The organism is Pantoea sp. Acro-807 (genome assembly GCF_011752675.1).
GTDB classification, from domain to species: domain Bacteria; phylum Pseudomonadota; class Gammaproteobacteria; order Enterobacterales; family Enterobacteriaceae; genus Pantoea; species Pantoea eucrina.
Window position 1 is genome coordinate 973,111 of sequence record NZ_VWXE01000001.1, and the last position, 22,866, is coordinate 995,976.

Consider the following 22,866-nt stretch of genomic DNA (forward strand, 5'->3'; position numbering starts at 1 on the left):
GACAACCCGCGCCCGCATTTTAATTAAAGCGCAGCACCGCCCGACTTTTAATAAAAATCGAAATACGAAAGTTTTCTCACCAGTAACGTGGCACGATTAATCCGCAATCAAATCCAGCCGTGCAGGCTGTAACTACATTTGAACTTTTACTCAAATAATAATTTTTTTACCAGGAGAATAATATGGCCTTACTGTTATGCTATATCCATGTAAGCGATACGCTGCCCGGACAAACTGCAACCGTTAACTCTTTTTCGGGTGTGAGCGACAAGATTAAAATGTTTGAGATGCCCATTAAAAGAACGGGTAACTATGACGCACAGTTGAATGCCAATGTTAAAAACACACGCGAAATCGCTGTAATTGAAGCTAAAAAGAAGGTTTCGCAGCTGACATCAGCTTTTGAAAAACTTCATAGTACGGGCAACCGCACGCCATCTTCTTCCGTAACACGCCCTATCGCTGCACCGGTTATAGCGACGGCTGTAGCAGCGCCAGTTGCGAGAGTACAGGATATCTCTATCGCCCGACCGAGTGTGTCAGCATCTTCTCTGGCAGAAGCAAAACCTGACCCTGTCACTACTCAGGCAAAAACTACAGCCGGGCATAAAGGCGCGCCCTCATTGCTAACCCAAATTAAGCATCAATTTGCGCAGTTCTGGTCATCGATAAAAAGTTATATTTCGTCACTGACAGATACATTCCGGCAGCAACATAGCGAAAAAATAGCACACTTTGAAAATACCGCCAGAACCAAATCTGAAGGCTGTAAATCAATGACTGAAATAATAAACGCATATGACAATAGTCCTTCCAATGCTCTCTTTCTTTATAACGCAGCAAAACAGGAGCTAATATTTAATGCTATAAGTGACATCATTGATCAGGCAGAAAAAGAAAATAAAGAAATCGATCTGCGTAAGCTATGCGATCAGGCTAATCGCTATGCGGTTAATTCAGGCGCTAACGCCAGATTTTTCACGCTATCAAAAAATAACACTATCGGGCACAATATAAAATATGGCGTACCGACTATGCAGCAGCGCGTCAGTCGGGTAGAGGAAGACATTGGAAGTAAAAACGCAACCTCCGCAACCTTACGTCGTAATTCGCAGAGCTTAAGTGGGCGCCAGCGTGCTAACTCAGTACAGTCAATAACCCGGAGGATGGTTAATGACGCCTATTCAAAACTGTTTAATGATATACACAATGACAAAAGAAATATTTATGGTACACGCCACAGCTTCGACCGTAACGAAATGCGTGCCGCGCTGCTTGAAGGGCAGCCGGCGCTGGCAGTCTTACGTACCAGCAGTGCAGCGTAATGCCTGACAGCAGCAGATCCTTCGCAAGCCACACCCGGTGGCGGGAAAGCGCTGAGCCTCCCGCCACCGGTTACTTCTGCAGCCACTGGCCGTTGATGCCGCGCACATATTCCCCTGCGCTGGCCCGGCTCACCAGCTTCTCTCCGGCAATCCGCGCGACGTCGCTGGTTGTGAGTTTGTTTTCTCCGGCAATGCGCTGATACGCCATCCGGCGGCCCTCATTGATACGACTCACCAGCGCCAGCGTGACCTCATCCTGCTGCCGTGCAGCAACATAGCCGCTCAGCGTTTCCCCGACCCGCCCTTGCTGCCGCGCCTCATCAAGCGTCAGCGCATGGGCAGACCCGGCCAGCAAAACCAGCAGCAGCGCAACGGCGCGTATTGTTCGGTTGCGGGCCATCAGAACAGCCCGCTCTGATTCTGCAGCAGCGCCTCGACATCTTTATCCACCTTGATGTGGATCTCATGTTCAATTTTCACGTTCATATTTATCGTAATCGGCGCATCAGGAGCGGCCACTTCAATCCGCGGTACGCATCCTGCCAGCACAACGCTGCCTGCCAGCAGCGCACCTCTTAACCTCATCATCAGGGATCCCTCTTTGATGGCAGGGTGGCGTTCTGCTCCACCCAGGATTGTAAATTATCGCCAAAGCGCAGGCTGCGCCATAGCTGGAACAGATTCTCCTGATGACGATAGTTGAGATTGATTGTCTGGCGCCGGTTGCTGAACTGGCTGACGCCGGTGACCTGCGACTGCATCACCAGATTACCGGTATTATCCAGATCGAGTGTGGCCCAGGAGCGCGAAATCTCCAGATAACGCAGCCAGCTCAGCGCTGCCCCGGCGGCGACATTGTCTTTTACAATCGCGTCTGCCGTATCCTTATCCAGCCGAAACGTGAGCGGCCCGCTGTTAGCGATCCAGCCATTTCTGATCAGCCACTGCGGATTACTGAGCCAGAGCGGCAGCTCACCGTTAACCTTACCCGACATAGCAAACTGTTTGGGCTTGAGTGCCGTCACCAGCCGGCTGAGATCGATCTGGCGCAGCGAAATCCTGGCCGCTTCGCGCTGCGGCATGCGCAGCGCCGGCATACTGACGTGCCCGCCCAGTAAATCGAGCGTCACGTTACTCAGGGTAAGCGGCTGTCTCTCCTGCCAGGGATAGTAACCCTGCAGATCGGCCGTGATATTCTGCAGCGCAAACTGATTGTTAACCTCGCGGATACGCAGCGAAACCGGTCCGCGCCGTCCCAGCTGCCACTGCTGAGCGCGGTAGCGAAACGGCAGCGCAAAATCGATGCCGTTGATGTCACTGTCCGGCAGCTGCAGGCTGCCCTGCTGAACCGCAAAGAAGCCGCCTGCCTGAAATGCCTGGCTGGCTCCGGCTGAAAACGCGACCTGCGCCCGCAGCTCACCGCTGCGGATACGCATTTTTAAGTCGCTGCTGAGCAGCGGCTGGAACACGCGCAGCGACTGTGCCGGCCACCAGGCCTCCCCGCGTAGCCGCTCACCATCCCAGCGCCCGTGCACGCGCAGCGGGCCGATATCTTCAGCGCGCAGTTCACCGCGCCATAAAAACCGTGCCGGATCGCGACCTTTCACATCAAACGTCAGCCCTGCAGGCGGCAGCCAGCCGCCGTAGCTGAAGTGCGTTTGCCCCGCATCAAGACGAAAACTGCCTGCAAAACCGGGCTGCGTGCTATCCCGCTGCCAGCGCAGCGGCGCAGTGAGCCGGATACGCGGCCGGTCAATCTGCACCGGCCCCCACGCCAGCTGATTCAGGCCGGTATTGAGCGTATCCAGCGTAATACGCTGATCCAGCCAGCTGCCGGTGCCTGTAACATCCCACTCTGCGTTAAACGGCTGCAGTTTGCCGTCGCCCCAGTAGCGCCAGCGCCAGCTGCCGCTGTCTGGCCAGAACGCGGCAGCGCGGCCATCCAGATGCAGCGTAAAGTGACCATAGTCGCGCTTATGCGCCGTCAGAATCGCCTGCAGCCGGCCATCAATGCCCTGCGCTGAAAGTGAAACACCCGCCAGGGGCCAGCGCGCTTCATCCACTTCAGGGAGATCCAGCAGCTGGCCGCGCAGGCGCAGCAGTGCGCCTGGCTGGAACGTCAGCGTCGGCGCGCTGAGTGCACCGCGCAGCTCGCCGGGCAGGCTGCCATAGAGCTGCAGCCCGGCAAATTTACTCTCGCCGGTAATGCGCAGCGGCAGCGCGTTATCCGTTACGCGCAGCGGTCCCGGCCCTACGCTCAATACCACATTACCTTTACCGCCGCGCCCCTGCGTCAGCAGATTCAGCCGCCCCTGCACGCGCAGATTGTCCATCCCCTGCTGCCATCCGGTCAGGGTCAGCCCCACGCCGCCTGACAGCATCTGACTGGCCAGAGGCCAGCGCCAGCGCCCGTCGGCGATCTGAAACGTATCGCGGTCGCTCTGCCACGGCAGCTCAAGCAGCGGTGTCTCATCGCCCTGCTCCTGAACGATCAGCTTACCCTGCTGCTGCTGCCACTGCAGATCCAGCGTCAGCGGCTGCGGCCACTGAGCCACGCTTAGCTCACTCTGCAGTGCGCCGGTTACTGGCAAGCCATCCGCAAATGTGGGCAGCGCTACGCTGCCATGTAACGTCAGCGGTTGTGTCAGAAAAGGATGTTGTAACTTAAGAGAGTCGACCGTCAGCGTCTGGCCCTGCAGGCGTGCGTTCAGGCTGAGATTATCGCCGCGATAGCGCAGCTGCTGCTGTTCCGGTGCAAGCGTGAGATCGAGTTCACCGGCATAGTGCTGCCACGGCAGGACGGCCAGCCTGCGGATATGTACATCGGCCCCCGGCAGGCGCTGCTGCCAGTCGGCCAGCGTACGCGGTACGGCAGAAGCTGGCTGCGGCGGCAGCGACTGCCAGCAGGCGCTGTTAAGCGTGACGCGCTGTGCGCTAAGCTGCCAGCGCTGCTGTGAGCGGCCCAGCGCCACCTGCTCAACCTTAGCCAGCGTACAGCTGCCCGTCAGGTAACGCAGCTGCGGCAACGTCACTGCGCCCTGCTGCCAGCCCGGCCTGCCCTCAATTTCGATGCGCGTCTCATCCGGCAGCCAGATACCGGCCAGCCGTGGCAGCCACTGCGTCAGCGTCAGCAGCAGGCCCAGCAGCAGCAGAATCAGCGCCAGCAAGGCGGCAAGTAGTCGGCGAAGGCCACGCGTCATGGCGGGTAACTATCCTGTTGTTTATATTTTCCTGCCGAAATGATGGCACGTAATCATTCGCAAATGAAGGTGTTAGCCTGGCCTGCTGCGTGAAGAAAAGCAAAGTCGCGCAGAAACCGTTATCCTTTAATGATACCGACATGGCATTTTTCAGGAGCGAAACAATGAAAGTTGCGGTTTACAGCACCAAGCACTATGACCAGAAATATTTTGAACAGGTCAACGCCCGTTTTGGATTTGAGCTGGTGTTCTTTGATTTCCTGCTCAGCGAGGATACGGCAAAAAATGCTGCCGGCTGTGACGCGGTCTGTATTTTCGTAAATGACGACTGCGGCAGAGCGGTACTGGAAGAGCTGGCGGCATTGGGCATTAAGTATATTGCCCTGCGCTGTGCCGGATTCAATAACGTCGATCTGCAGGCGGCTGCTGAGCTGGGCATGGAGGTCGTACGCGTGCCCGCCTACTCCCCGGAAGCGGTGGCGGAACACACGGTGGGTATGATGTTGGCGCTGAATCGCCGCATTCATCGCGCTTATCAGCGCACCCGTGACGCAAACTTTTCGCTTGATGGCCTGACCGGCTTCAACATGCACAATAAAACCGCAGGCGTGGTCGGTACGGGGAAAATCGGTGTGGCTACGCTGCGGATCCTGAAAGGATTTGGCATGAAGCTGCTGGCCTGTGATCCCTACCCGAGCGACGCTGCGCTTGAGCTGGGTGCAGAATATGTCGATCTGAAAACGCTGTTTGCCCGCTCGGATGTGATTACGCTGCACTGCCCGATGACGCCGGAAAATCATCATATGCTTAACGCGCAGGCGTTCAGCGAAATGAAAGATGGCGTGATGATCATCAATACCAGCCGCGGCGGCCTGATCGATTCGCAGGCGGCTATTGAAGCGCTAAAACAGCAGAAGATCGGGTCGCTGGGAATGGACGTCTATGAAAATGAACGCGATCTGTTTTTTGAGGACAAATCGAACGACGTTATTCAGGACGACATTTTCCGCCGCCTCTCTGCCTGCCACAACGTGCTGTTTACCGGACATCAGGCGTTTCTGACCGCAGAAGCCCTGACCGCCATCTCAGAAACCACGCTGGGTAATCTGCAGCAGCTCGATCAAGGCGAAGCGTGCCCGAACCGGGTTAAGCCCTGAAATGGTGCGCCCGCATCAGCGGGCGCACGTGCCACCCATGAGCGCCTGTTCATCGCAGCGGCGGCCGTTTGACAGCTGACACATGCCGATACGTGAACCATCCAGCTGGCGGGAAAATGCCAGCGTGCCCCCGGCACCGCTGCAGCTGCTTTCTGCCATCGCGGACATTACGACGTGCGGCTGGACGTGAGCCGCGGTCGCCTGCTGCGGCGGTTCGTTATCAGGGGTACTGCTGCAGGCGGAGAGCAGCAGTGCTGCACCAGCCAGCAGTAAAGAGGCAGCTTTCATTAGTCGGACTCCGGGGACAGGGGACGAAAAGTGCTCACAGCATATGACAGCCTCTGCTGCGAATCGAGTGCGGACATAGCTTTTTACAAAATTTCAGACCTTTCATTGCAAGCAGAATTATCCTGAAGAGAAGATTTTTGCCGGTTATCTTCTAAAATAATCCGTTATTTCAATTGCTCAGGGGAAATTATGTTAACCGATATGCTGTTACGCATCGCGCTGGCCGGCGTTCTCGGCGGGCTTATCGGACTTGAGCGTCAGATGCGGGCAAAAGAGGCGGGTCTGCGTACCCATATTCTGGTGGGGATCGGCAGCGCCCTGTTTATGCTGGTCTCGAAATATGGCTTTGCCGATATGCTCAGCAGCGACCATGTGGGTCTTGATCCCAGCCGCATCGCGGCGCAGGTCGTCAGCGGTATGGGCTTTCTCGGGGCCGGTACCATCATTATTCAGAAGCAGATCGTAAAAGGCCTGACTACCGCAGCGGGCCTCTGGGTTACCGCCGCCATCGGTCTGGTTATCGGTAGCGGCATGTATGAAATTGGCATTTATGGCACGCTGCTGGCGCTGGTCGTGCTGGAGGTTTTTCGCCGCCTCAGCCACTGGCTGATTGGCCGCCATCATACGCTGATCGTGCATCTGAAAGCCAAAAGCGTCCCGCTGGTGTTACTGGTGCTGCAGCGTGAAGGGATCCGCTACGGGCATATCGCGGTGGTCAACCGTGACGAAGAGAGCGGCCTGTGTGAACTCAGCGTAGAGGTCACACTCTCCCGCCGGGCACCGCGCCACAGCCTTTATGAGAAGGTCATGGATATTAAAGGGGTGCAGTCACTGGAGATGGTATAGAGGCGCAGACAGAGCAAAATTATTAGCCACGGATGCGGCAACAGATTAAAAGCGTTCACGCGAGGCTGGTATTCGCGCGCGCAATCCGTACCATACGCATCCATAACTACAGGTTTATGACCGCCAATGCGGGTTTCAGCCGCCTGTTCTGTTCGCCGGCACTCTCAAGCGTGAAAATAATGTCAGAAAATCAAGACGTAACAAAAAAAGAGCAATACAACTTCAATAAACTGCAGAAGCGCCTGCGCCGCAACGTCGGCGAAGCGATTGCTGACTTCAACATGATTGAAGAAGGCGACCGCATCATGGTCTGTCTCTCAGGCGGTAAAGACAGCTATACCATGCTGGAGATCCTGCGCAGCCTGCAGCAGAGCGCGCCGGTGAATTTTTCGCTGGTGGCGGTCAATCTCGATCAGAAGCAGCCCGGCTTCCCGGCGCATATTCTGCCCGCTTATCTTGAGACGCTGGGCGTGGAGTATAAAATTGTCACCGAAGATACTTACTCTATTGTTAAAGAGAAGATCCCGGAAGGCAAAACCACCTGCTCACTCTGCTCGCGTCTGCGTCGCGGTATTCTCTATCGCACCGCCAGCGAACTGGGCTGTACTAAAATTGCGCTCGGCCATCATCGCGACGATATCCTGCAGACGCTGTTTCTTAATATGTTCTACGGCGGCAAAATGAAAGGCATGCCGCCCAAGCTGATGAGTGATGACGGCAAGCATATTGTTATCCGCCCTCTCGCCTACTGCCGTGAAAAAGATATTATCCGCTTTGCTGAAGCGCGCCAGTACCCGATTATCCCCTGCAACCTGTGCGGTTCGCAGCCCAACCTGCAGCGTCAGGTGGTGGCCGATATGCTGCGCGACTGGGATAAACGTTTTCCGGGCCGCATTGAAACCATGTTCAGCGCCATGCAGAACATTGTGCCTTCGCATATGGCGGATATCAGCCTGTTCGATTTCAAAGGCATCCGCCATGGCGATGAAGTGGTTGATGGTGGTGATATTGGCTTCGATCGCGAAACTCTGCCGATGCAGCCCGCGGGCTGGCAGCCGGATGAGGATGCAGCAGCCACCGCGGAGCTGCGGCTGGATGTATTAGAGATAAAGTAGTTCTGCTGAGAACTACAAAGGCGCGTATCCCGGCGGGAACGCGCCTTTTTTTATTGATGCGGCGGCGGATCGCTGATGGGTGGCACATCGGGATCGTGCGGCGGCTCCGGCTCCGGAATGGGCTGCGGCTGCGGAACAGGCTCCGGAATCGGCACCGGGTCGGTTGGGATCGGTTCACTGGCGTGGATAGCTTGCATCGCTTTCTCCTGTTGCGGAACGTACTTTAAGCGTAGGAAAGCTTTGCTGAACAAGCCAGCATAAAAAAAACCGGCCCTGGGGCCGGTGTCAGAGGAATTAACTGTGCTATGCAGTAATTCGCAAACAGGAAGTAAGACAATATGGAGTACAACGCCCATCGCCTGACGTTGCATTCACCTGCGAAAGAGAGTGTGCCGCGATTTTCCGCAGGGTGAGTTGATATCGATCAGCTTTTCCCGCTTTTGCTACAGCCATTTGCGTTTTTTCAGCCATACCGCCACGCCCCCGACCATCAGCAGCAGGATCAGACAAAACAGCAGAAAACCGTGCTGCCAGTTACCGCCCGGAATGCCACCGAGGTTGACGCCAAACAGTCCGGTAAGAAAGGTCGCAGGCAGAAAAATCATCGCCATCAGTGACATGGTATACGTCCGGCGGTTCATCGACTCCGCCAGCAGCGAGGCGACCTCGTCAGCGAGGATGCCGGTGCGCGCCACGCCGGCGTTGAGATCGTCCAGGCCGCGGCCCAGACGGTCCGCCACGTCCTGCATGCGTCGCCGGTCGTCGTCACTCATCCACGGGAGTTTCTCGCTGGCCAGTCGCGCATAGACATCACGCTGCGGTGCCATATAGCGGCGCATGACGATCAGCTGCTTGCGCAGCAGCGCCAGCTCGCCTCTGGCCGGCACCTGCTGATCCATCAGCGCATCTTCCAGCTCAATAATCTTGTCATGCATATCTTCAATGAATTCGCTGGCGTGATCGGTCAGCGCGTCGCAGACATCCACCAGCCAGCTGCCGCCGTCTGCCGGGCCATTACCATGCTGCAGCTCATTGAGCACTTCATCTATCGCGTTGACTTTGCGGCGGCGCGTAGAGACGATCAGTTTGTCATTGATGAATACGCGCATCGCCACCAGCTGATCGGGACGCGAGTCGGCGTTGTGGTTCACGCTGCGCAGCACAATCATAAAGCCGTCGCCAAGCCGCGTGACGCGCGGCCGCATACTGTCGCCTGCCAGCGCATCGCGCACGGCATCGGGGATCAGCGGCGTATTCTGCAGCCACTCCGCGCTCTGGCGCTGCGCGTAATTCAGATGCAGCCAGCAGTGGCGCTCGCAGTGGATGATATCGTCATCTTTAATCGCGATAACGCCACCTTTGCCATCAAACTGACAGGCAATAATGGCATCTGATACCTGTAATGCTTTCCCTTCAATAACGTTCACGTCCCCACTCCACGCTCTCAATCAACAGGCTACAGTCTAGCGCCGCGCCTTTCAGTTGCAATCGCGCCGGTGTATGCAAACGTGACGCAAGGTACTCAGTGCTTTTCAATCCACAACTCGCGGCTGTAAGCCACATCTTCCGGGTTGGTGATGGGATAGCCTTTTACCCACGGTTTTATCAGGCGGCCGTTTGTATATTGATATAGCGGTGCGATGGGTGCCTGGTCGGCAATGATCTGCTCCGCTTTGTTGTAATCTGCATTGCGCGCCTGCACGCTGGTTTCGGTACTCGCTTTCGCCAGTAGCGCGTCATACTCCGCGCTGTTAAAACGCGCAATATTCCCGCTGTGGCTGGCCGTCAGCAGACTGAGAAAGGTAGAGGGTTCGTTATAATCACCGACCCACGAGGCGCGGATCACATCAAAATTTCCGCTGTTGCGGCTGTCGATATAGGTTTTCCACTCCTGGTTTTGCAGCGTAACCTCTGCGCCCAGAGTCTTTTTCCACATCGAGGCGACGGCGATAGCAATTTTCTGATGGCTTTCTGAGGTGTTATAGAGCAGCGTCAGATGCAGCGGCTTAGCTGGACCGTAGCCCGCTGCCGCGAGCAGCGCTTTCGCCTGCGCATTCAGCTCCTGCTGGCTATGCTGCTGCAGATAGCTCTGCTGTGACGTAAAACCGGCCGTCACATCGGGAGTGAAATGCCACGCCGGCTTCTCGCCGGTCCCCAGCACCTTCTCCGCAATAATGCGGCGATCGATACTCCACGAAAGCGCTTTACGCACGCGCACATCAGCCGTCGGTCCTTTCTGCGTATTAAAGGCGTAGTAGTAGGTCCCGAGCTGGTCAGGGGTATAGACCTCACCCGGCAGACTCTTTTTCAATAGCGCAAACATATTTTTCGGGAATGATTCGGTGATATCGATATCCCCGGCGCGGTAGCGCTTGGTGGCGCTGGACTCTTCATTGATGGGCAGAAAGGTCACCTGCGTCAGCACTGAATGCTTGTCGTCCCAGTAATGTTTATTGCGCACCAGAACAATCTTTTCGTTTACGACCCGCGTTTGTAACTGATAGGCGCCATTTCCCACCAGCTTGCCCGGTGCGGTCCACGCGTCACCTTCAGCCTGGATAACTTTTTGCGGCACGGGAAACAGCGCGGCGTTGGCCATCATGGCTGGCAGCCACGGCACCGGTCGTGACAGCGTCACTTTCAGATGGGTGGCATCGGTGGCCGTTACGCCCAGTTTCTCCGGACTCATGCTGCCTTTGGTAATCGCTTCCGCATTTTCAATACCGCTCAGCGCCGCAAACCAGGCAAAAGGCGAACTGTTTTTCGGATCGACCAGACGCTGCCAGCTGTAGACAAAATCCTGCGCAGTGACCGGGCTGCCATCTGACCAGCGCGCATCTTTGCGCAGCGTAAACAGCCAGATTTTATTGTCATTACTGTTCCAGCTCTCAGCGACGCCGGGCACAATCTGGCCTTTTGCATCCTGACTGGTGAGGCCTTCAAACAGGTCGCGCATGACCTGAATTTCCGGCAATCCCACGGCTTTCATGGGATCAAGCGAGGCGGGTTCATCTTTGATGTGGCGAACAATTGTCTGCTGGCTGGCGAGCTGCGCGCCCGCCGGTATCTCAGCAGCAGTAGCCGGAAAAAACGTGCTGCTGACGATCAGCGCCAGCGCCGTGGGGAAAAACAGAGGCTTCATCATCACTCCTTAACAGAAAAAAGGGCGACCTGAAGTGCGTAATGTCGCCAGCAACTCCGGCAACTGTAACGCAAATTGCTGATTGGTATGTAGCTATTTCCCGGTTTGCTGTTTACCGTTAATGTAGTGCCGGACAGGCGCGCGCCCCGCTCGTTTGCAGAGCCGCTCACAGGAGAGCCTGATATGTCATTTCATCACCCGCGAACGCAGCGCGGTCAGCTTGATGCGGTCTGGCAGCAGTATGGTCGCTCGGCGCTCGGCGCCCCGCTGCTCTGGTTTCCGGCGCAGTCAGCCGATGAAGAGAGCGGACTGATCATCGCCGGCACTCACGGCGATGAGAACGCCGCAATCGCCACGCTTTCCGCCGCGTTGCGGACGCTGCCAGCCTCCCTGCGCCGCCATCATGTCATTCTGGCCGTGAATCCGGACGGCTGTCAGCTCGGGCTGCGCGCCAACGCGCGCGGCGTCGATCTCAACCGTAACTTTCCCGCCGCTAACTGGCAGCGGGGCGATACGCACTACCGCTGGAACAGCGCCGCTGACGCACGCGATGTGGTGCTCTCTACTGGTGAGAAGCCCGCCTCCGAACCCGAAACCAGCGCGCTGTGCCAGCTGATCCATCAGCTGCAGCCGCGCTGGGTGGTCTCATGGCATGAACCGCTGGCCTGTATCGACGATCCCCATCACAGCGCGCTGGCGCGCTGGCTGGGTGAGCAGACCGCATTGCCGGTGGTAAGCAGCGTGGGATACGCCACGCCGGGTTCTTTTGGGAGCTGGTGCGCCGATCTGGGGCTACTCTGCATTACGGCGGAAATGCCGCCGATTTCCGTTGATGAGGCGACCGAACGCTATCTTGAGGCGATGATTAATCTGCTGCGCTGGCAGGCGCCGCATTAAGTGTGCCATAGCTGAATGAGAGCGCGGGATCGACATCTGCTGCCAGCCAGGTCGGGCCATCCAGATCGGTGAAGGCGGCCTGTGAAACCAGCGGCAGCGCGGCCCGGATAGCGCGCGAGGTACAGAGCATACAGCCCAGCATCAGCGTAAATCCCTGCTCACGCGCGGTAGCGGCCAGCGCCAGCGCCTCTGTCAGGCCGCCGGTTTTATCCAGCTTGATATTGATCATCTCGTAGCGCCCCGCCAGTTCCGCCAGGCTGTCGCGCGTATGGCAACTCTCATCTGCGCAGATCGGCAGCGGATGGACAAAATTTGCCAGCGCAGCATCCTGCCCGGCGGGCAGCGGCTGCTCCAGCATCGCAATATTGAGATCCGCCAGCAGCTGACAGCGTGCCGCCAGCCCTTCCGCTTCCCAGGATTCATTTGCGTCGATAATCAGGGTCGCTTCCGGCACCGCGCTGCGGATCGCTACCAGCCGCTCACTGATCAGATGATTATCCATTTTCACTTTGAGCAGCTTTGCACCATGCTGCCACAGCGCCAGCGCGCTGCTGGCCATCGCTTCCGGCGTATCGATACTGATGGTGCGCGCCGTGGCTACCTGCCCGGCCAGAGGGCGATCGCACAGCGCGGCCAGCGTCTGCCCATGCTGCTGGCGTTCCAGATCCCAGAGCGCACAATCAATGGCATTGCGCGCCGCACCCGCCGGCATCGCCTGCTGCAGCGCGCTTCGGGTTAAGCCCTGCTGCAGCGCGGGCAGCTGAGCGGCAATCTGCGCCAGCACTGAGGCCTCGCTCTCACCATAACGGGCATACGGGGTCGCTTCTCCGGTGCCTTTAATACCATTCTCTTCAATTTCCACCACCACAACCTGCGCTTCCGTCCGGCTGCCGCGCGAGATAACGAACGGCGAATGCAGTGGCCAGGCTTCAGGATAACTCTTCACTGTTCTCATTTTTACACCTTAAAATTGTGCGCCTGATGTGAAGCTGAGCGATTATTGTAAGAAAGGTAATCGTAAACCCCTAAAAATTATGGCATAAACTTTAACGGTTTTCGTAAAGTCGCGCGCTGCGCTGACTTTTCATTTAAAAAGGAGATTGTATGTCACAGAACGTTCACTTTCAGGGTAATCCTGTTCCGGTTGCCGGCCACTTCCCGCAGGCAGGCGAGCAGGCGCAGCCTTTTACGCTGGTCACTAAAGATCTGGCTGATGTTTCGCTGGCAGACTATGCCGGAAAGCGCAAAGTGCTGAACATCTTCCCGAGTATCGATACCGGCGTCTGCGCCGCCTCGGTTCGCAAGTTTAACGAGCGCTCCGGTGATACCAGCAACACCGTAGTGCTCTGCATTTCAGCTGACCTGCCGTTTGCCCAGTCACGCTTCTGCGGCGCGGAGAACGTCGCCAATGTGGTCACGCTTTCCGCTATGCGCGGCTCTGAGTTCAAAGAGAATTATGGCGTCGCTATCTCTGACGGCCCGCTAAAAGGCCTGACCGCCCGTGCAGTAGTGGTGCTTGATGAGAATGACAAGGTGCTTTACAGCCAGCTGGTCAATGAGATCACCGAAGAGCCCGATTACGATGCAGCGCTGGCCGCGCTGAAGTAAGTTGCTCATAAAAAAACCGTCCTTACGGGACGGTTTTTACTGTTCAGAACAGGCCAGCGCAGCTACTCGCTCTCTCCGCGCTTCTGCCCTAATCCATATTCACGCAGTTTATTGGCAATCGCCGTGTGCGATACGCCCAGACGTTTGGCCAGCTTACGCGTGCTGGGATAGGAGAGATAGAGCCGGGTCAGTACCGAACGCTCAAAGCGGCCGGTGATCTCATCCAGCGATCCCTCCAGCGCCTCTTCACCCAGCGACACATCCAGCGCCTGCTCCGGCAGCACGATATCCTGCGGACGCAGCTCATAACCTTCCAGCTGCGTCATGGCCCGATAGAGCGTGTTTTTCAGCTGCCGGACATTGCCCGGCCAGCTGTAGCGCGTCAGGAACGGCAGCAGCTGCGGTGACAGGCGCGGGCGCGGCAGCCCCTGCTCATCGGCAAAACGCGCCACAAACATCTCTGTCAGCGGCAGAATATCAAGCGGACGCTCGCGCAGCGGCGGCAGATTCAGCGTCAGCACGTTGAGCCGGTAAAAGAGATCCTCGCGGAACTCCCCACGCTGTACCATCTCAATCAGGTTCTTTTGCGTGGCGCAGATCACCCGGACATCAACATGCACTTCATGATCTTCGCCTACGCGGCGAAAGGTCCCGTCGTTGAGAAAACGCAGCAGCTTGGTCTGCATACGCGGCGACATCTCACCGATTTCGTCCAGCAGCACCGAGCCGCCGCTGGCCTGCTCAAAAAAGCCCTTTTTCCCCTCCAGCGCGTTGGGATAGGCGCCGGCCGCGTGGCCAAACAGCTCGCTCTCCGCCACGTCGTCCGGAATCGAACCGCAGTTGAGCGCGAGAAACGGTTTTTTACCGCGTGCGCTGCGCAGGTGGCAGGCGCGCGCCAGCATATCTTTGCCGGTGCCGGTATCGCCCACAATCAGCAGCGGCGCATCGTGCATCGCCAGTTTACGCGCCTGCTCAATGACCTGACGCATTTTAGGCGTCACCGCCACGATATGGTCAAACTCGGACTCATCCGTGACGCTGAGATTCTGCAGCTGACGTCCCATACGCGCCGTGGACTTCAGCGTAATCATTGCGCCCACCGGGTTATCGCCCTGCTCATCGCTGTCTGCAAGGTAGATGGGTCGCGCTTCCAGCAGAAAGTCACGCCCCTGAATCACCACATGCTGGGTCTGCGCCTCTACCCGTTCGCTCTCCAGCCAGCGCTGAAAATTAACGCCGCCAATCAGTGACGCCACGCTGTGATTGCGGATTTTCTGCTCATCCAGCGCAAACAGATGCTGCGCCGCCGGATTGGCCAGCTCAATTTTGCCTTTAAGATCGATAGAGAAGACCGGCTCCGGCATCGCCACCAGCAGCGCGCTGAGCGCGCGATGTTCGCGCTCAGAGGGCAGATATGCCACGGTACGCACGTCGGTGACGCCGGGCGTGCGCCGGATCTCTGCCATCAAATTGCTGAAAGCGTCAAACTCCAGCGCAGAAAAGCTGAGATAGATGCGGCCCTGCGGGGCAATTTCGATGCCGCGTAAATCGATATTGCGGGCGACCAGCAGGTCGAGCAGTTCACGCGCCAGACCGATTCGGTCATGACAAAAAACTTCCAAACGCATGGCAGTAAGCCTTAGTCAGGTTTTGATTTCAGAGATAATACGCTAACTTGCAGCACCCCAGAAGGGCTGTGTCATGAAAAGTTGACAGTGCAGCACAGATTCCCCTTTTCGCCGGGTCAGACAGAGCTGCTTATGCCGGGAAGAAACGAAAAAGGCAACGTTTACGTTGCCTTTTAGCATGGGAGCAGAATGAAAGTGACAGGAACGTTGATTATTTAGCACTCTGCTCTGAGGCGGAGCTGCCTTTTGCCAGCGAGGTTTTAAGCTGGCTCACCAGGTCGCGGCGGAAGTCGCCAAGGCGGGGTTTATCCTCTTCCAGCCACGGCAGCGGACGGCACAGCTCCATCGCTTTTATGCCCAGCCGCGCGGTCAGCAACCCGGCACCGATACCCTGTGCGGCACGGGCTGAAAGACGCGCCGCGATATCCTGCGACATCCAGTCCATCCCCACTTCGCGCACCAGTTCGGACGCGCCGGCAAAGGCCATATTGAGCAGCACCAGACGAAACAGACGGATACGGCTGAAATAACCCAGTTCGATGCCGTAAATCGCGGCGATACGATTCACCAGCCGCAGATTACGCCAGGCGATAAACGCCATATCCACCAGCGCCAGCGGGCTGACGGCAATCATCAGGGTCGATTCCGCGGCGTGGCGGCTGATTTCACTGCGCGCCTGGCGATCGAGTACCGGCTGCACCAGCTGTGCGTAGAGCGTGACAATCTCGCGATCGTTATGCGTCTCATGCAGCGCAGCATACCAGCGCTGCAGCGCCGGATGCGCCTGATCGAGCCGCGCCTGCTGCGCAAGATTTTCACAAAAGGCGCGTGCTTTGCCGATGCCGTGACTCTGCAGCAGGTCACGCGCCACATCGCGCGATTCTGCGCGCTGGCGCAGCCGCCACAGACGCCGCCACTCCGCAATCAGTGCGCCGGCGCCAGCCAGCACAATCAGCCCGCCTGCCGCCCCGCTGCCCAGGGCAAACCAGTCGCGCGCCTGCCACGCATCGTGCATAAACTGTACGCCCTGAGCCAGCACGCTCACGGTGAACACCGCCACGCCCGCAGCGGCTATTTTACGCCACAGGCTGCGTTTAGGTCGCAGCGCCGCCTCCACCATCTTTTCACCGGCGCCTTCAGGCAGCGGATCTGCCCCGGTCGCTGCAACAAAATCGGCGGTTTTTACGTCAAAAGTCTGCGCAGCACGCAGCGGTGGCTGCGCATCGCTGCTGAGCGGACGGGCAAAATCGATTCGCGCTTTTAACGGCGTCTCATCACTCATCGCAATTTATCTCCCAGTAAAAATTCCAGCGCGGCATCCATGCGGATATGCGGCAGAGGCCGATCTATATCCAGCGATTGCGGCCGGAATTGCTCAAACTGAAACCCCTGCTGCTGCCAGAAGCTGTTCCCCGGCAAACGGGGCGGCACCTCACCCGGATAAACGGTGAGCGGCTCACCATCTGTCAGCCGCTCACCGCGCAGTGCCGGCAGCTTCTCGCCCCGGTGATCCACCAGGCCGCTTTCGGTAGCCTGTATGGCGGCCAGTCCGAGGCAATCCATGCTGATACCTTCAAATGCGGCGTTCTGCCAGGCATCCTGTACCAGCTGCTGCAGCAACGACACCATATTGGCGTGCTGATCGGCGGTGATGTGATCGGCTTTCGTCGCGGCAAACAGCAGCTTGTCTATCACCGGGGAGAAGAGGCGCCGGAACAGGGTCCGCTGACCGTAATGAAAACTCTGCATGAGCTGAGTCAGCGCCAGACGCATATCATTAAACGCCTGCGGCCCGCTGTTCAGCGGCTGCAGACAGTCCACCAGCACAATTTGCCGGTCAAAACGCAGAAAATAATTTTTATAGAAGCCTTTCACCACGTGCGAACAGTAGTAGTTATACCGCTGCTGCAGTACGGCAAAATTACTGCCGGCCGGCGCCTGTGCCAGTTTGCTCACAGCCTGCTCATCCGCATCGGGCCACGGGAAAAACTGCAGCGCCGGTGCGCCCGCCATCTCGCCCGGCAGCACAAAGCGGCCCGGCTGAATAAAGTGCAGCCCCTGGCTTTTGCAGTGGTGCAGATAATCTGTCCAGGCGGCGGCAATCTCTGCCAGCTGGTTTTCATTAGCGGGTGCCAGCGGATCGAGGTTATGGCAGAGCTCACGCCAGCGGGCTGACCATTTCTCTCTGTCGCCCTGCAGCAGCCCGCGCATCTGCCGCGACCAGCTGACATAATCCTGCGCCAGCATGGGCAGATCGAGCAGCCATTCACCGGGATAGTCAACGATCTCAAGATAGAGCGTGGCGGTATCTTTGAAGTGACGCAGCAGTGAGTTATCAGGCCGGTAGCGCAGCGCGAGGCACATTTCGCTGACGCCGCGCGTTGGGGTGGGCCATGCGGGTGGCGCGCCGTAGAGCTGAGCCAGCCCTTCATCATAGGTAAAGCGCGGCGTACCGAGCTCGCGCTGCGGCACGCGCTTGACGCCAAGTAAACGCTCTTCGCGTACCACTGAAAACAGCGGCAGGCGCGCGCCGTGATGGACGTTCAGCAGCTGATTGACCAGCGAGGTAATAAACGCGGTCTTGCCGCTGCGGCTCAGTCCGGTGACCGCCAGGCGCAGATGACGATCCACGCCGCGGTTCATCAACGCGACAAGTTCATTTTGCAGTTTTTTCATCGTTCTCCCTGATGAATCGCGCTGACAGACGGCGAAACGCCCTGCTCAGCAGCGGTTCCAGGGCGGCCGCCAGCAACAGGCGCAGCGGACGGCGCGCCACCGATTTAACAGCCCAGCCGGCGAGCCCGCCGGGACCATATGTTACCGCACTGATAATGATGAATTTTCCGGCCGACTTCAACGCAGGTGTTGCGCGACGGCGCAGAGCAGTCATTCGCTGAGTGTGCATAAAGCCCCTTATGAGTTGAGATGCGGACCCGCGAGGGTCCGGGGATCAGAGCTGACGAAAACGGCTGCGCACGCTGAAGGTTTCAGAGGTCACGTAACGCTCTACATCACGAACGCTGCGCTCATCCTGGCTCAGGGTCAGCGCCAGCTCATCCAGCAGTTCACGGGCCGTTGGCTGCTTCTGATCCGGCAGCGTGGCCGGTTTCTCATCCAGCACATAGCCGAGAATAAAATAGGCGGTCACGGTGATCATAAACAGGCCAAAGAACAGTGACAGCACGACGATGACGCGCAGCAGACGCACCGGTATGTCGAGATATTCCGCTACGCCGGCACACACGCCGCGTACTTTGCCCTGCTGCGGAATGCGCCAGAGTTTGCGATCGCCTGTCATGGCTGCCTCCAGTTTGGATGCTCCGCATCAAGAATCGCTTCCAGCGCCTGAACGCGTTCGCGCATACGTTGCGCCTCCTGCGTCAGCTGCTGCAGCCGCTGCATATCATTATTCGACAGTTCACCTGCGCTGCGCCGGTTGCTGTAATGCAGCCATAACCAGATGGGTGCGACAAATAGCACAAAAATCGTCAGGGGTATGGCAAGAAAAAGTGCGCTCATTGACTCTCCTTAATCATCTACACCGTTTCAGCCGGGCCCGAAAACGGGCCCGGACGCGATCACTCACCGCGGTTCATTCTGGCTTTCAGTGCGGCAAGCTGCTGGCTGATTTCATCATCAGCTTTCAGCTCAGCAAACTGCTGATCCAGCGTTTTTGATTTACCAAAGCGCTGGCTTTCCGCTTCAGCTTCCATATGGTCGATACGACGTTCAAAGGACTCAAAGCGCGCCATCGCATCATCAATTTTGCCGCTGTCGAGCTGACGACGAACATCGCGTGATGAGGAAGCCGCCTGATGGCGCAGCGTCAGCGCCTGCTGGCGGGCGCGGGTTTCACCGAGCTTATTTTCCAGCTCGCCGATCTCGCCTTTCATTCGCTCCAGCGTCTCATCCACCTGCGTTGATTCCTGCTGCAGCAGGCTAATCAGATCGGTGAGTTTCTGTTTTTCAATCAGCGCAGAGCGTGCCAGATCCTCTTTCTCTTTGCTGATAGCCAGCTCCGCTTTTTCCTGCCACTCCGACTGCTGGACCTCAGCCTGTTCAATACGGCGCAGCAGCTGCTTTTTCTCAGCCAGCGCGCGCGCTGAAGTTGAACGTACCTCAACCAGCGTGTCTTCCATTTCCTGAATCATCAGGCGTACCAGTTTCTGCGGATCTTCTGCGCGCTCAAGCAGCGAGTTAATGTTAGCGTTTACGATGTCAGCGAAACGAGAAAAAATACCCATAATGATGTTCCTCAATATTGTCATGTATATGGTCGGGACGCCTGTAGTGCTTACAAGATGCGTGCCAACTTTTAAGTTACTGATTTTATTAAGTGCGCTGGGTTTACATTCCTGCTGCGAAAGGCCAGGATGAGTAAATTACACAACTGTTGGTGAAATTCATCATGGCTAATGGCAACGATAACCTGCTAGGCGAGTCGAATAATTTTCTTGAGATGCTGGAGCAGGTGTCTCAGCTGGCACCGCTGGAAAAACCGGTGCTGGTCATTGGTGAGCGCGGCACCGGTAAAGAGCTGATCGCCAGCCGGCTGCACTATCTGTCTGAACGCTGGCAGGGCCCTTTTATCTCGCTTAACTGTGCAGCGCTTAATGAGAGCCTGCTCGACTCGGAACTCTTCGGGCATGAGGCGGGCGCTTTTACCGGCGCGCAGAAGCGTCATCTTGGCCGCTTTGAGCGCGCCGACGGCGGCACGCTGTTTCTTGATGAGCTGGCGACCGCACCGATGCTGGTTCAGGAGAAGCTACTGCGCGTAATCGAATATGGCCAGCTGGAGCGCGTTGGCGGTAATCACGCGCTGCAGGTTAGTGTACGCCTGGTCTGCGCCACCAATGAAGATCTGCCCGCGCTTGCTGCTGCCGGAAAATTCCGGGCGGACCTGCTGGATCGTCTCGCCTTTGATGTGGTGCAGCTGCCGCCGCTGCGCCAGCGACGCAGCGATATTCTGCTTATGGCGGAGCATTTTGCTATTCAGATGTGTCGCGAGCTGCGTCTGCCGCTGTTTCCCGGCTTCAGCGAACGTGCGCAGCGGGAGCTGCTGGCTTACCACTGGCCCGGCAACGTGCGCGAACTGAAGAATGTCGTGGAGCGTTCCGTGTATCGTCACCGCAGCACCGAAGAGCCGCTGGACACGATCATCATCAATCCGTTTGCTTCACGTGCCACAGATTCAGCAGAGCCGCAGCGCCCTGCCGAATCTGCAGTCCTGCCCGCGCTGCCGCTCGATTTGCGCCAGTGGCAGTATCAGCAGGAGCGCGCGCTGCTGGAAGTGAGCCTGCAACAGGCAAAGTTTAACCAGCGGCGCGCGGCCGGGCTGCTGGGTGTGACCTATCATCAGCTGCGGGCAATGATGAAAAAGCATGATATTCAGGTACGGGATGAGAGTGAGTAGTAAGGTGGCAGCAAGGCGGCAAGTGAAGCGGAGACCGGGAGCATACATCAGTATGTAACCGGTTCTGCTGAACGCGGCCAGTGCAGCTGCCGCAGACCAGACAGCCTTTTTTCAAACTGACTGGTGTGGCAGCAAGGCGGCAAGTGAAGCCGCGACCGGGAGCATACATCAGTATGTAACCGGTTCTGCTGAACGCGGCCAGTGCAGCTGCCGCAGACCAGACAGCCTTTTTTCAAACTGACTGGTGTGGCAGCAAGGCGGCAAGTGAAGCCGCGACCGGGAGCATACATCAGTATGTGACCGGTTCTGCTGAACGCAGCCAACGCCGCTGCCGCGCCAGTCAGGAAGAAAAAAAAAAGCCCGCACAGGGCGGGCAACATAATACTGGAAGCAATGTGAGCAATGTCGTGCTCTTCTCCGGCAGAGCCACCGGTGAAGCGCAAGTGAATAATAATCATTCCTATTATCATCTGTAAAGCTTTATTGAGAATTTTTCTCATTCCCACACAGTTACTGCGCCTGCTTTCTGGACGATATGGCTGTTATTGCTGCTGGCGTGCGGGGGAGTTTGGGAACTCTTACCGGTTTGCGATACACTCTGGCTATTGCCTCAGAATCGTTGAGTTCTATGCTAAAAATTCTCTTCTCGCTGCTGCTGAGTTTCAGCGCTTTGAGCGCGTCTGCTGCGCCTGCGGAATCGATCCGTCAGACCGGCTTTGTCTATTGTGTAAACGGCAGCGTTAACACTTTTAACCCGCAGATGGTCAGCAGCGGCCTGGTGGTTGATACCCTGGCCGCGCAGCTCTACGACAGACTGCTGGACGTTGACCCTTACACTTATCGTTTAATACCCGATCTGGCGCAGAGCTGGGAAGTGCGCGATAACGGCGCAACCTACCGGTTTCATCTGCGGCGGAATGTCTCTTTCCAGCATACCGCCAGCTTTACGCCCCGCCGCACGCTGAACGCCGATGATGTGGTATTCAGTTTTGCGCGGATGTTTGACCGGCATCATCCGTGGCATAATGTTAACGGCGGCAGCTATCCCTATTTTGACAGCCTGCAGTTTGCCGACTCCGTCCAGAGCGTCAAAAAGCTGGATCGCTATACCGTGGAGATCCGCCTGAACGCGCCTGACGCCTCTTTTTTATGGCATATCGCTACCCACTACGCGCCGGTACTGTCACAGGAGTATGCCGCGCAGCTGGATGCCAAAGGGCAGCAGGAGAAGCTGGATCGGGAACCGGTGGGCACCGGTCCCTATCAGCTGAGCGAGTATCGTACCGGGCAGTATCTGCGCCTGGCGCGTAATCCCTGGTACTGGAAGGGCGTACCGCGCCTGCAGCAGGTGGTGATTGACCTGGGCGTTGGCGGCACCGGCCGTCTGTCAAAACTGCTGACCGGCGAGTGTGACGTACTGGCTTATCCGGCGGCGAGCCAGCTCTCGATCCTGCGCGACGATCCGCGTTTGCGCATGACGCTGCGCCCCGGCATGAATATCGCTTATCTGGCGTTTAACACCCGCAAAGCGCCGCTGGACCGGCCTGAAGTGCGGCACGCGCTGGCGCTGGCAATCAATAATGAGCGCCTGATGGAGTCCATTTATTACGGCACGGCGGAAACTGCAGCGTCTATCCTGCCGCGCGCCTCGTGGGCCTATGACAGCGACGCCCGCGTAACGGAATATAATCCGGACAAATCGCGCGCGGCGCTGAAAGCCCTCGGCATCGAAAACCTGACGCTGCGTCTGGTGGTGCCAACCACCTCCATGTCCTGGAACCCCAGCCCGCTTAAAACCGCCGAGCTGCTGCAGGCGGATCTGGCGCAGGTCGGCGTTAACGTTATTATCACCCCGGTTGAGGGCCGCTTTCAGGAAGCGCAGCTGATGGCGATGAACCACGATTTAACCCTGAGCGGCTGGGCCACCGACAGCAACGATCCTGATAGCTTCTTCCGTCCGCTGCTCAGCTGTGCGGCGATCCGTTCCCAGACCAACTATGCTCACTGGTGTTCCCCGGCGTTCGATGAGTCTCTGCAGCGCGCCCTGCTCTCTCAGCAGCTCTCCGCGCGGATTGAAAGCTATGACCGTGCACAGCAGCTGCTTGCTCAGGAGCTGCCGGTATTGCCGCTCGCCTCTTCACTGCGCGTGCAGGCGTACCGGCACGATATTCAGGGGCTGGTACTGAGTCCGTTTGGCAACGCCTCTTTCGCCGGCGTACATCGTGATGAGCAGAGCGGAGAGTAACC

At 57.5% G+C, this 22,866-nt stretch carries 24 protein-coding genes; 8 read left to right on the forward strand and 16 right to left on the reverse strand.

The window, feature by feature from the left end; translation table 11 throughout:
- The first annotated feature begins 182 nt into the window (after positions 1–182).
- On the forward strand, positions 183–1,325 hold the full coding sequence (locus tag F3J39_RS04605) for a hypothetical protein (protein ID WP_166713865.1): 1,143 nt from the start codon (positions 183–185) through the stop codon (positions 1,323–1,325).
- A gap of 70 nt (positions 1,326–1,395) precedes the next feature.
- Here the strand turns inward: F3J39_RS04605 and F3J39_RS04610 are convergent, their stop codons facing one another.
- The 3 genes from F3J39_RS04610 to F3J39_RS04620 are packed head-to-tail and all read right to left on the reverse strand — an operon-like array spanning position 1,396 to position 4,525.
- Positions 1,396–1,725 carry a YdbL family protein gene (locus F3J39_RS04610; protein ID WP_039384472.1) on the reverse strand — a complete coding sequence of 110 codons (330 nt, stop codon included), beginning with the start codon at positions 1,723–1,725 and terminating at the stop codon, positions 1,396–1,398.
- Positions 1,725–1,913, reverse strand: a complete 189-nt coding sequence (locus F3J39_RS04615) for a YnbE family lipoprotein (RefSeq protein WP_104085001.1) — start codon at positions 1,911–1,913, stop codon at positions 1,725–1,727. The genes F3J39_RS04610 and F3J39_RS04615 overlap by 1 nt, the downstream gene beginning before the upstream one ends.
- Positions 1,913–4,525: a YdbH family protein gene (locus F3J39_RS04620; RefSeq protein ID WP_166713866.1), complete on the reverse strand. Its 2,613-nt coding sequence runs from the start codon at positions 4,523–4,525 to the stop codon at positions 1,913–1,915. The genes F3J39_RS04615 and F3J39_RS04620 overlap by 1 nt, the downstream gene beginning before the upstream one ends.
- A 164-nt stretch (positions 4,526–4,689) precedes the next feature.
- On the opposite strand from F3J39_RS04620, the gene F3J39_RS04625 reads away from it, so the two are divergent.
- Positions 4,690–5,682 (forward strand): 2-hydroxyacid dehydrogenase, encoded by a 993-nt coding sequence (locus tag F3J39_RS04625; RefSeq protein WP_104085003.1) that lies wholly within the window; start codon positions 4,690–4,692, stop codon positions 5,680–5,682.
- Positions 5,683–5,697: 15 nt separating this feature from the next.
- Here F3J39_RS04625 and F3J39_RS04630 read toward each other — a convergent pair whose 3' ends face one another.
- A complete protein-coding gene (locus tag F3J39_RS04630) occupies positions 5,698–5,970 on the reverse strand; it encodes a DUF333 domain-containing protein (protein ID WP_039384475.1) in 273 nt (90 codons plus the stop codon).
- A gap of 189 nt (positions 5,971–6,159) precedes the next feature.
- Between F3J39_RS04630 and F3J39_RS04635 the strand changes: the two genes are divergently transcribed.
- On the forward strand, positions 6,160–6,816 hold the full coding sequence (locus F3J39_RS04635) for an MgtC/SapB family protein (protein WP_039384476.1): 657 nt from the start codon (positions 6,160–6,162) through the stop codon (positions 6,814–6,816).
- A 179-nt stretch (positions 6,817–6,995) separates the two neighbouring features.
- On the forward strand, positions 6,996–7,931 hold the full coding sequence (gene ttcA, locus F3J39_RS04640) for a tRNA 2-thiocytidine(32) synthetase TtcA (protein WP_039385949.1): 936 nt from the start codon (positions 6,996–6,998) through the stop codon (positions 7,929–7,931).
- A 50-nt stretch (positions 7,932–7,981) separates the two neighbouring features.
- Here ttcA and F3J39_RS04645 read toward each other — a convergent pair whose 3' ends face one another.
- The 3 genes from F3J39_RS04645 to F3J39_RS04655 form a co-directional block, all read right to left on the reverse strand.
- Positions 7,982–8,128: a hypothetical protein gene (locus F3J39_RS04645; RefSeq protein ID WP_166713867.1), complete on the reverse strand. Its 147-nt coding sequence runs from the start codon at positions 8,126–8,128 to the stop codon at positions 7,982–7,984.
- A gap of 246 nt (positions 8,129–8,374) precedes the next feature.
- The gene (gene zntB / locus F3J39_RS04650; RefSeq protein ID WP_039384477.1) at positions 8,375–9,358 is read right to left on the reverse strand and encodes a zinc transporter ZntB; all 984 of its coding nucleotides are present in this window, start codon (positions 9,356–9,358) and stop codon (positions 8,375–8,377) included.
- A 95-nt stretch (positions 9,359–9,453) separates the two neighbouring features.
- On the reverse strand, positions 9,454–11,073 hold the full coding sequence (locus tag F3J39_RS04655; RefSeq protein ID WP_166713868.1) for a peptide ABC transporter substrate-binding protein: 1,620 nt from the start codon (positions 11,071–11,073) through the stop codon (positions 9,454–9,456).
- A 183-nt stretch (positions 11,074–11,256) separates the two neighbouring features.
- Between F3J39_RS04655 and mpaA the strand changes: the two genes are divergently transcribed.
- Positions 11,257–11,970, forward strand: a complete 714-nt coding sequence (gene mpaA, locus F3J39_RS04660; RefSeq protein ID WP_166713869.1) for a murein tripeptide amidase MpaA — start codon at positions 11,257–11,259, stop codon at positions 11,968–11,970.
- Here the strand turns inward: mpaA and ycjG are convergent.
- Positions 11,939–12,925, reverse strand: coding sequence for an L-Ala-D/L-Glu epimerase (gene ycjG, locus F3J39_RS04665; RefSeq protein WP_039384480.1), 987 nt, complete (start codon positions 12,923–12,925; stop codon positions 11,939–11,941). The genes mpaA and ycjG overlap by 32 nt on opposite strands.
- Before the next feature lie 149 nt (positions 12,926–13,074).
- Between ycjG and tpx the strand changes: the two genes are divergently transcribed.
- Positions 13,075–13,578 (forward strand): thiol peroxidase, encoded by a 504-nt coding sequence (gene tpx, locus F3J39_RS04670; RefSeq protein WP_039384481.1) that lies wholly within the window; start codon positions 13,075–13,077, stop codon positions 13,576–13,578.
- 62 nt (positions 13,579–13,640) lie between these two features.
- Here tpx and tyrR read toward each other — a convergent pair whose 3' ends face one another.
- The 7 genes from tyrR to pspA form a co-directional block, all read right to left on the reverse strand.
- Positions 13,641–15,206 (reverse strand): transcriptional regulator TyrR, encoded by a 1,566-nt coding sequence (gene tyrR, locus F3J39_RS04675; RefSeq protein WP_104085005.1) that lies wholly within the window; start codon positions 15,204–15,206, stop codon positions 13,641–13,643.
- 211 nt (positions 15,207–15,417) lie between these two features.
- Positions 15,418–16,488, reverse strand: a complete 1,071-nt coding sequence (locus tag F3J39_RS04680) for a TIGR01620 family protein (RefSeq protein ID WP_039384483.1) — start codon at positions 16,486–16,488, stop codon at positions 15,418–15,420.
- Positions 16,485–17,882 carry a YcjX family protein gene (locus tag F3J39_RS04685; protein ID WP_039384484.1) on the reverse strand — a complete coding sequence of 466 codons (1,398 nt, stop codon included), beginning with the start codon at positions 17,880–17,882 and terminating at the stop codon, positions 16,485–16,487. The genes F3J39_RS04680 and F3J39_RS04685 overlap by 4 nt, the downstream gene beginning before the upstream one ends.
- On the reverse strand, positions 17,863–18,111 hold the full coding sequence (gene pspD, locus F3J39_RS04690; RefSeq protein WP_039384485.1) for a phage shock protein PspD: 249 nt from the start codon (positions 18,109–18,111) through the stop codon (positions 17,863–17,865). The genes F3J39_RS04685 and pspD overlap by 20 nt, the downstream gene beginning before the upstream one ends.
- 45 nt (positions 18,112–18,156) lie before the next feature.
- Positions 18,157–18,504 (reverse strand): envelope stress response membrane protein PspC, encoded by a 348-nt coding sequence (pspC, locus tag F3J39_RS04695; protein WP_039384486.1) that lies wholly within the window; start codon positions 18,502–18,504, stop codon positions 18,157–18,159.
- Complete coding sequence (gene pspB, locus F3J39_RS04700; protein ID WP_039384488.1) at positions 18,501–18,725, reverse strand: envelope stress response membrane protein PspB; 225 nt, start codon at positions 18,723–18,725, stop codon at positions 18,501–18,503. Before pspB ends, pspC begins: the two co-directional genes overlap by 4 nt.
- A 59-nt stretch (positions 18,726–18,784) precedes the next feature.
- Positions 18,785–19,450: a phage shock protein PspA gene (gene pspA / locus F3J39_RS04705; protein ID WP_071668851.1), complete on the reverse strand. Its 666-nt coding sequence runs from the start codon at positions 19,448–19,450 to the stop codon at positions 18,785–18,787.
- A gap of 164 nt (positions 19,451–19,614) precedes the next feature.
- On the opposite strand from pspA, the gene pspF reads away from it, so the two are divergent.
- Positions 19,615–20,619 carry a phage shock protein operon transcriptional activator gene (gene pspF, locus F3J39_RS04710; protein WP_166713870.1) on the forward strand — a complete coding sequence of 335 codons (1,005 nt, stop codon included), beginning with the start codon at positions 19,615–19,617 and terminating at the stop codon, positions 20,617–20,619.
- A 47-nt stretch (positions 20,620–20,666) separates the two neighbouring features.
- On the opposite strand, the gene F3J39_RS04715 is transcribed toward pspF, so the two are convergent.
- Positions 20,667–21,119: a hypothetical protein gene (locus tag F3J39_RS04715; protein ID WP_166713729.1), complete on the reverse strand. Its 453-nt coding sequence runs from the start codon at positions 21,117–21,119 to the stop codon at positions 20,667–20,669.
- A gap of 128 nt (positions 21,120–21,247) precedes the next feature.
- On the opposite strand from F3J39_RS04715, the gene sapA reads away from it, so the two are divergent.
- Complete coding sequence (gene sapA, locus F3J39_RS04720; protein WP_104085009.1) at positions 21,248–22,864, forward strand: ABC transporter substrate-binding protein SapA; 1,617 nt, start codon at positions 21,248–21,250, stop codon at positions 22,862–22,864.
- Positions 22,865–22,866: the final 2 nt, after the last annotated feature.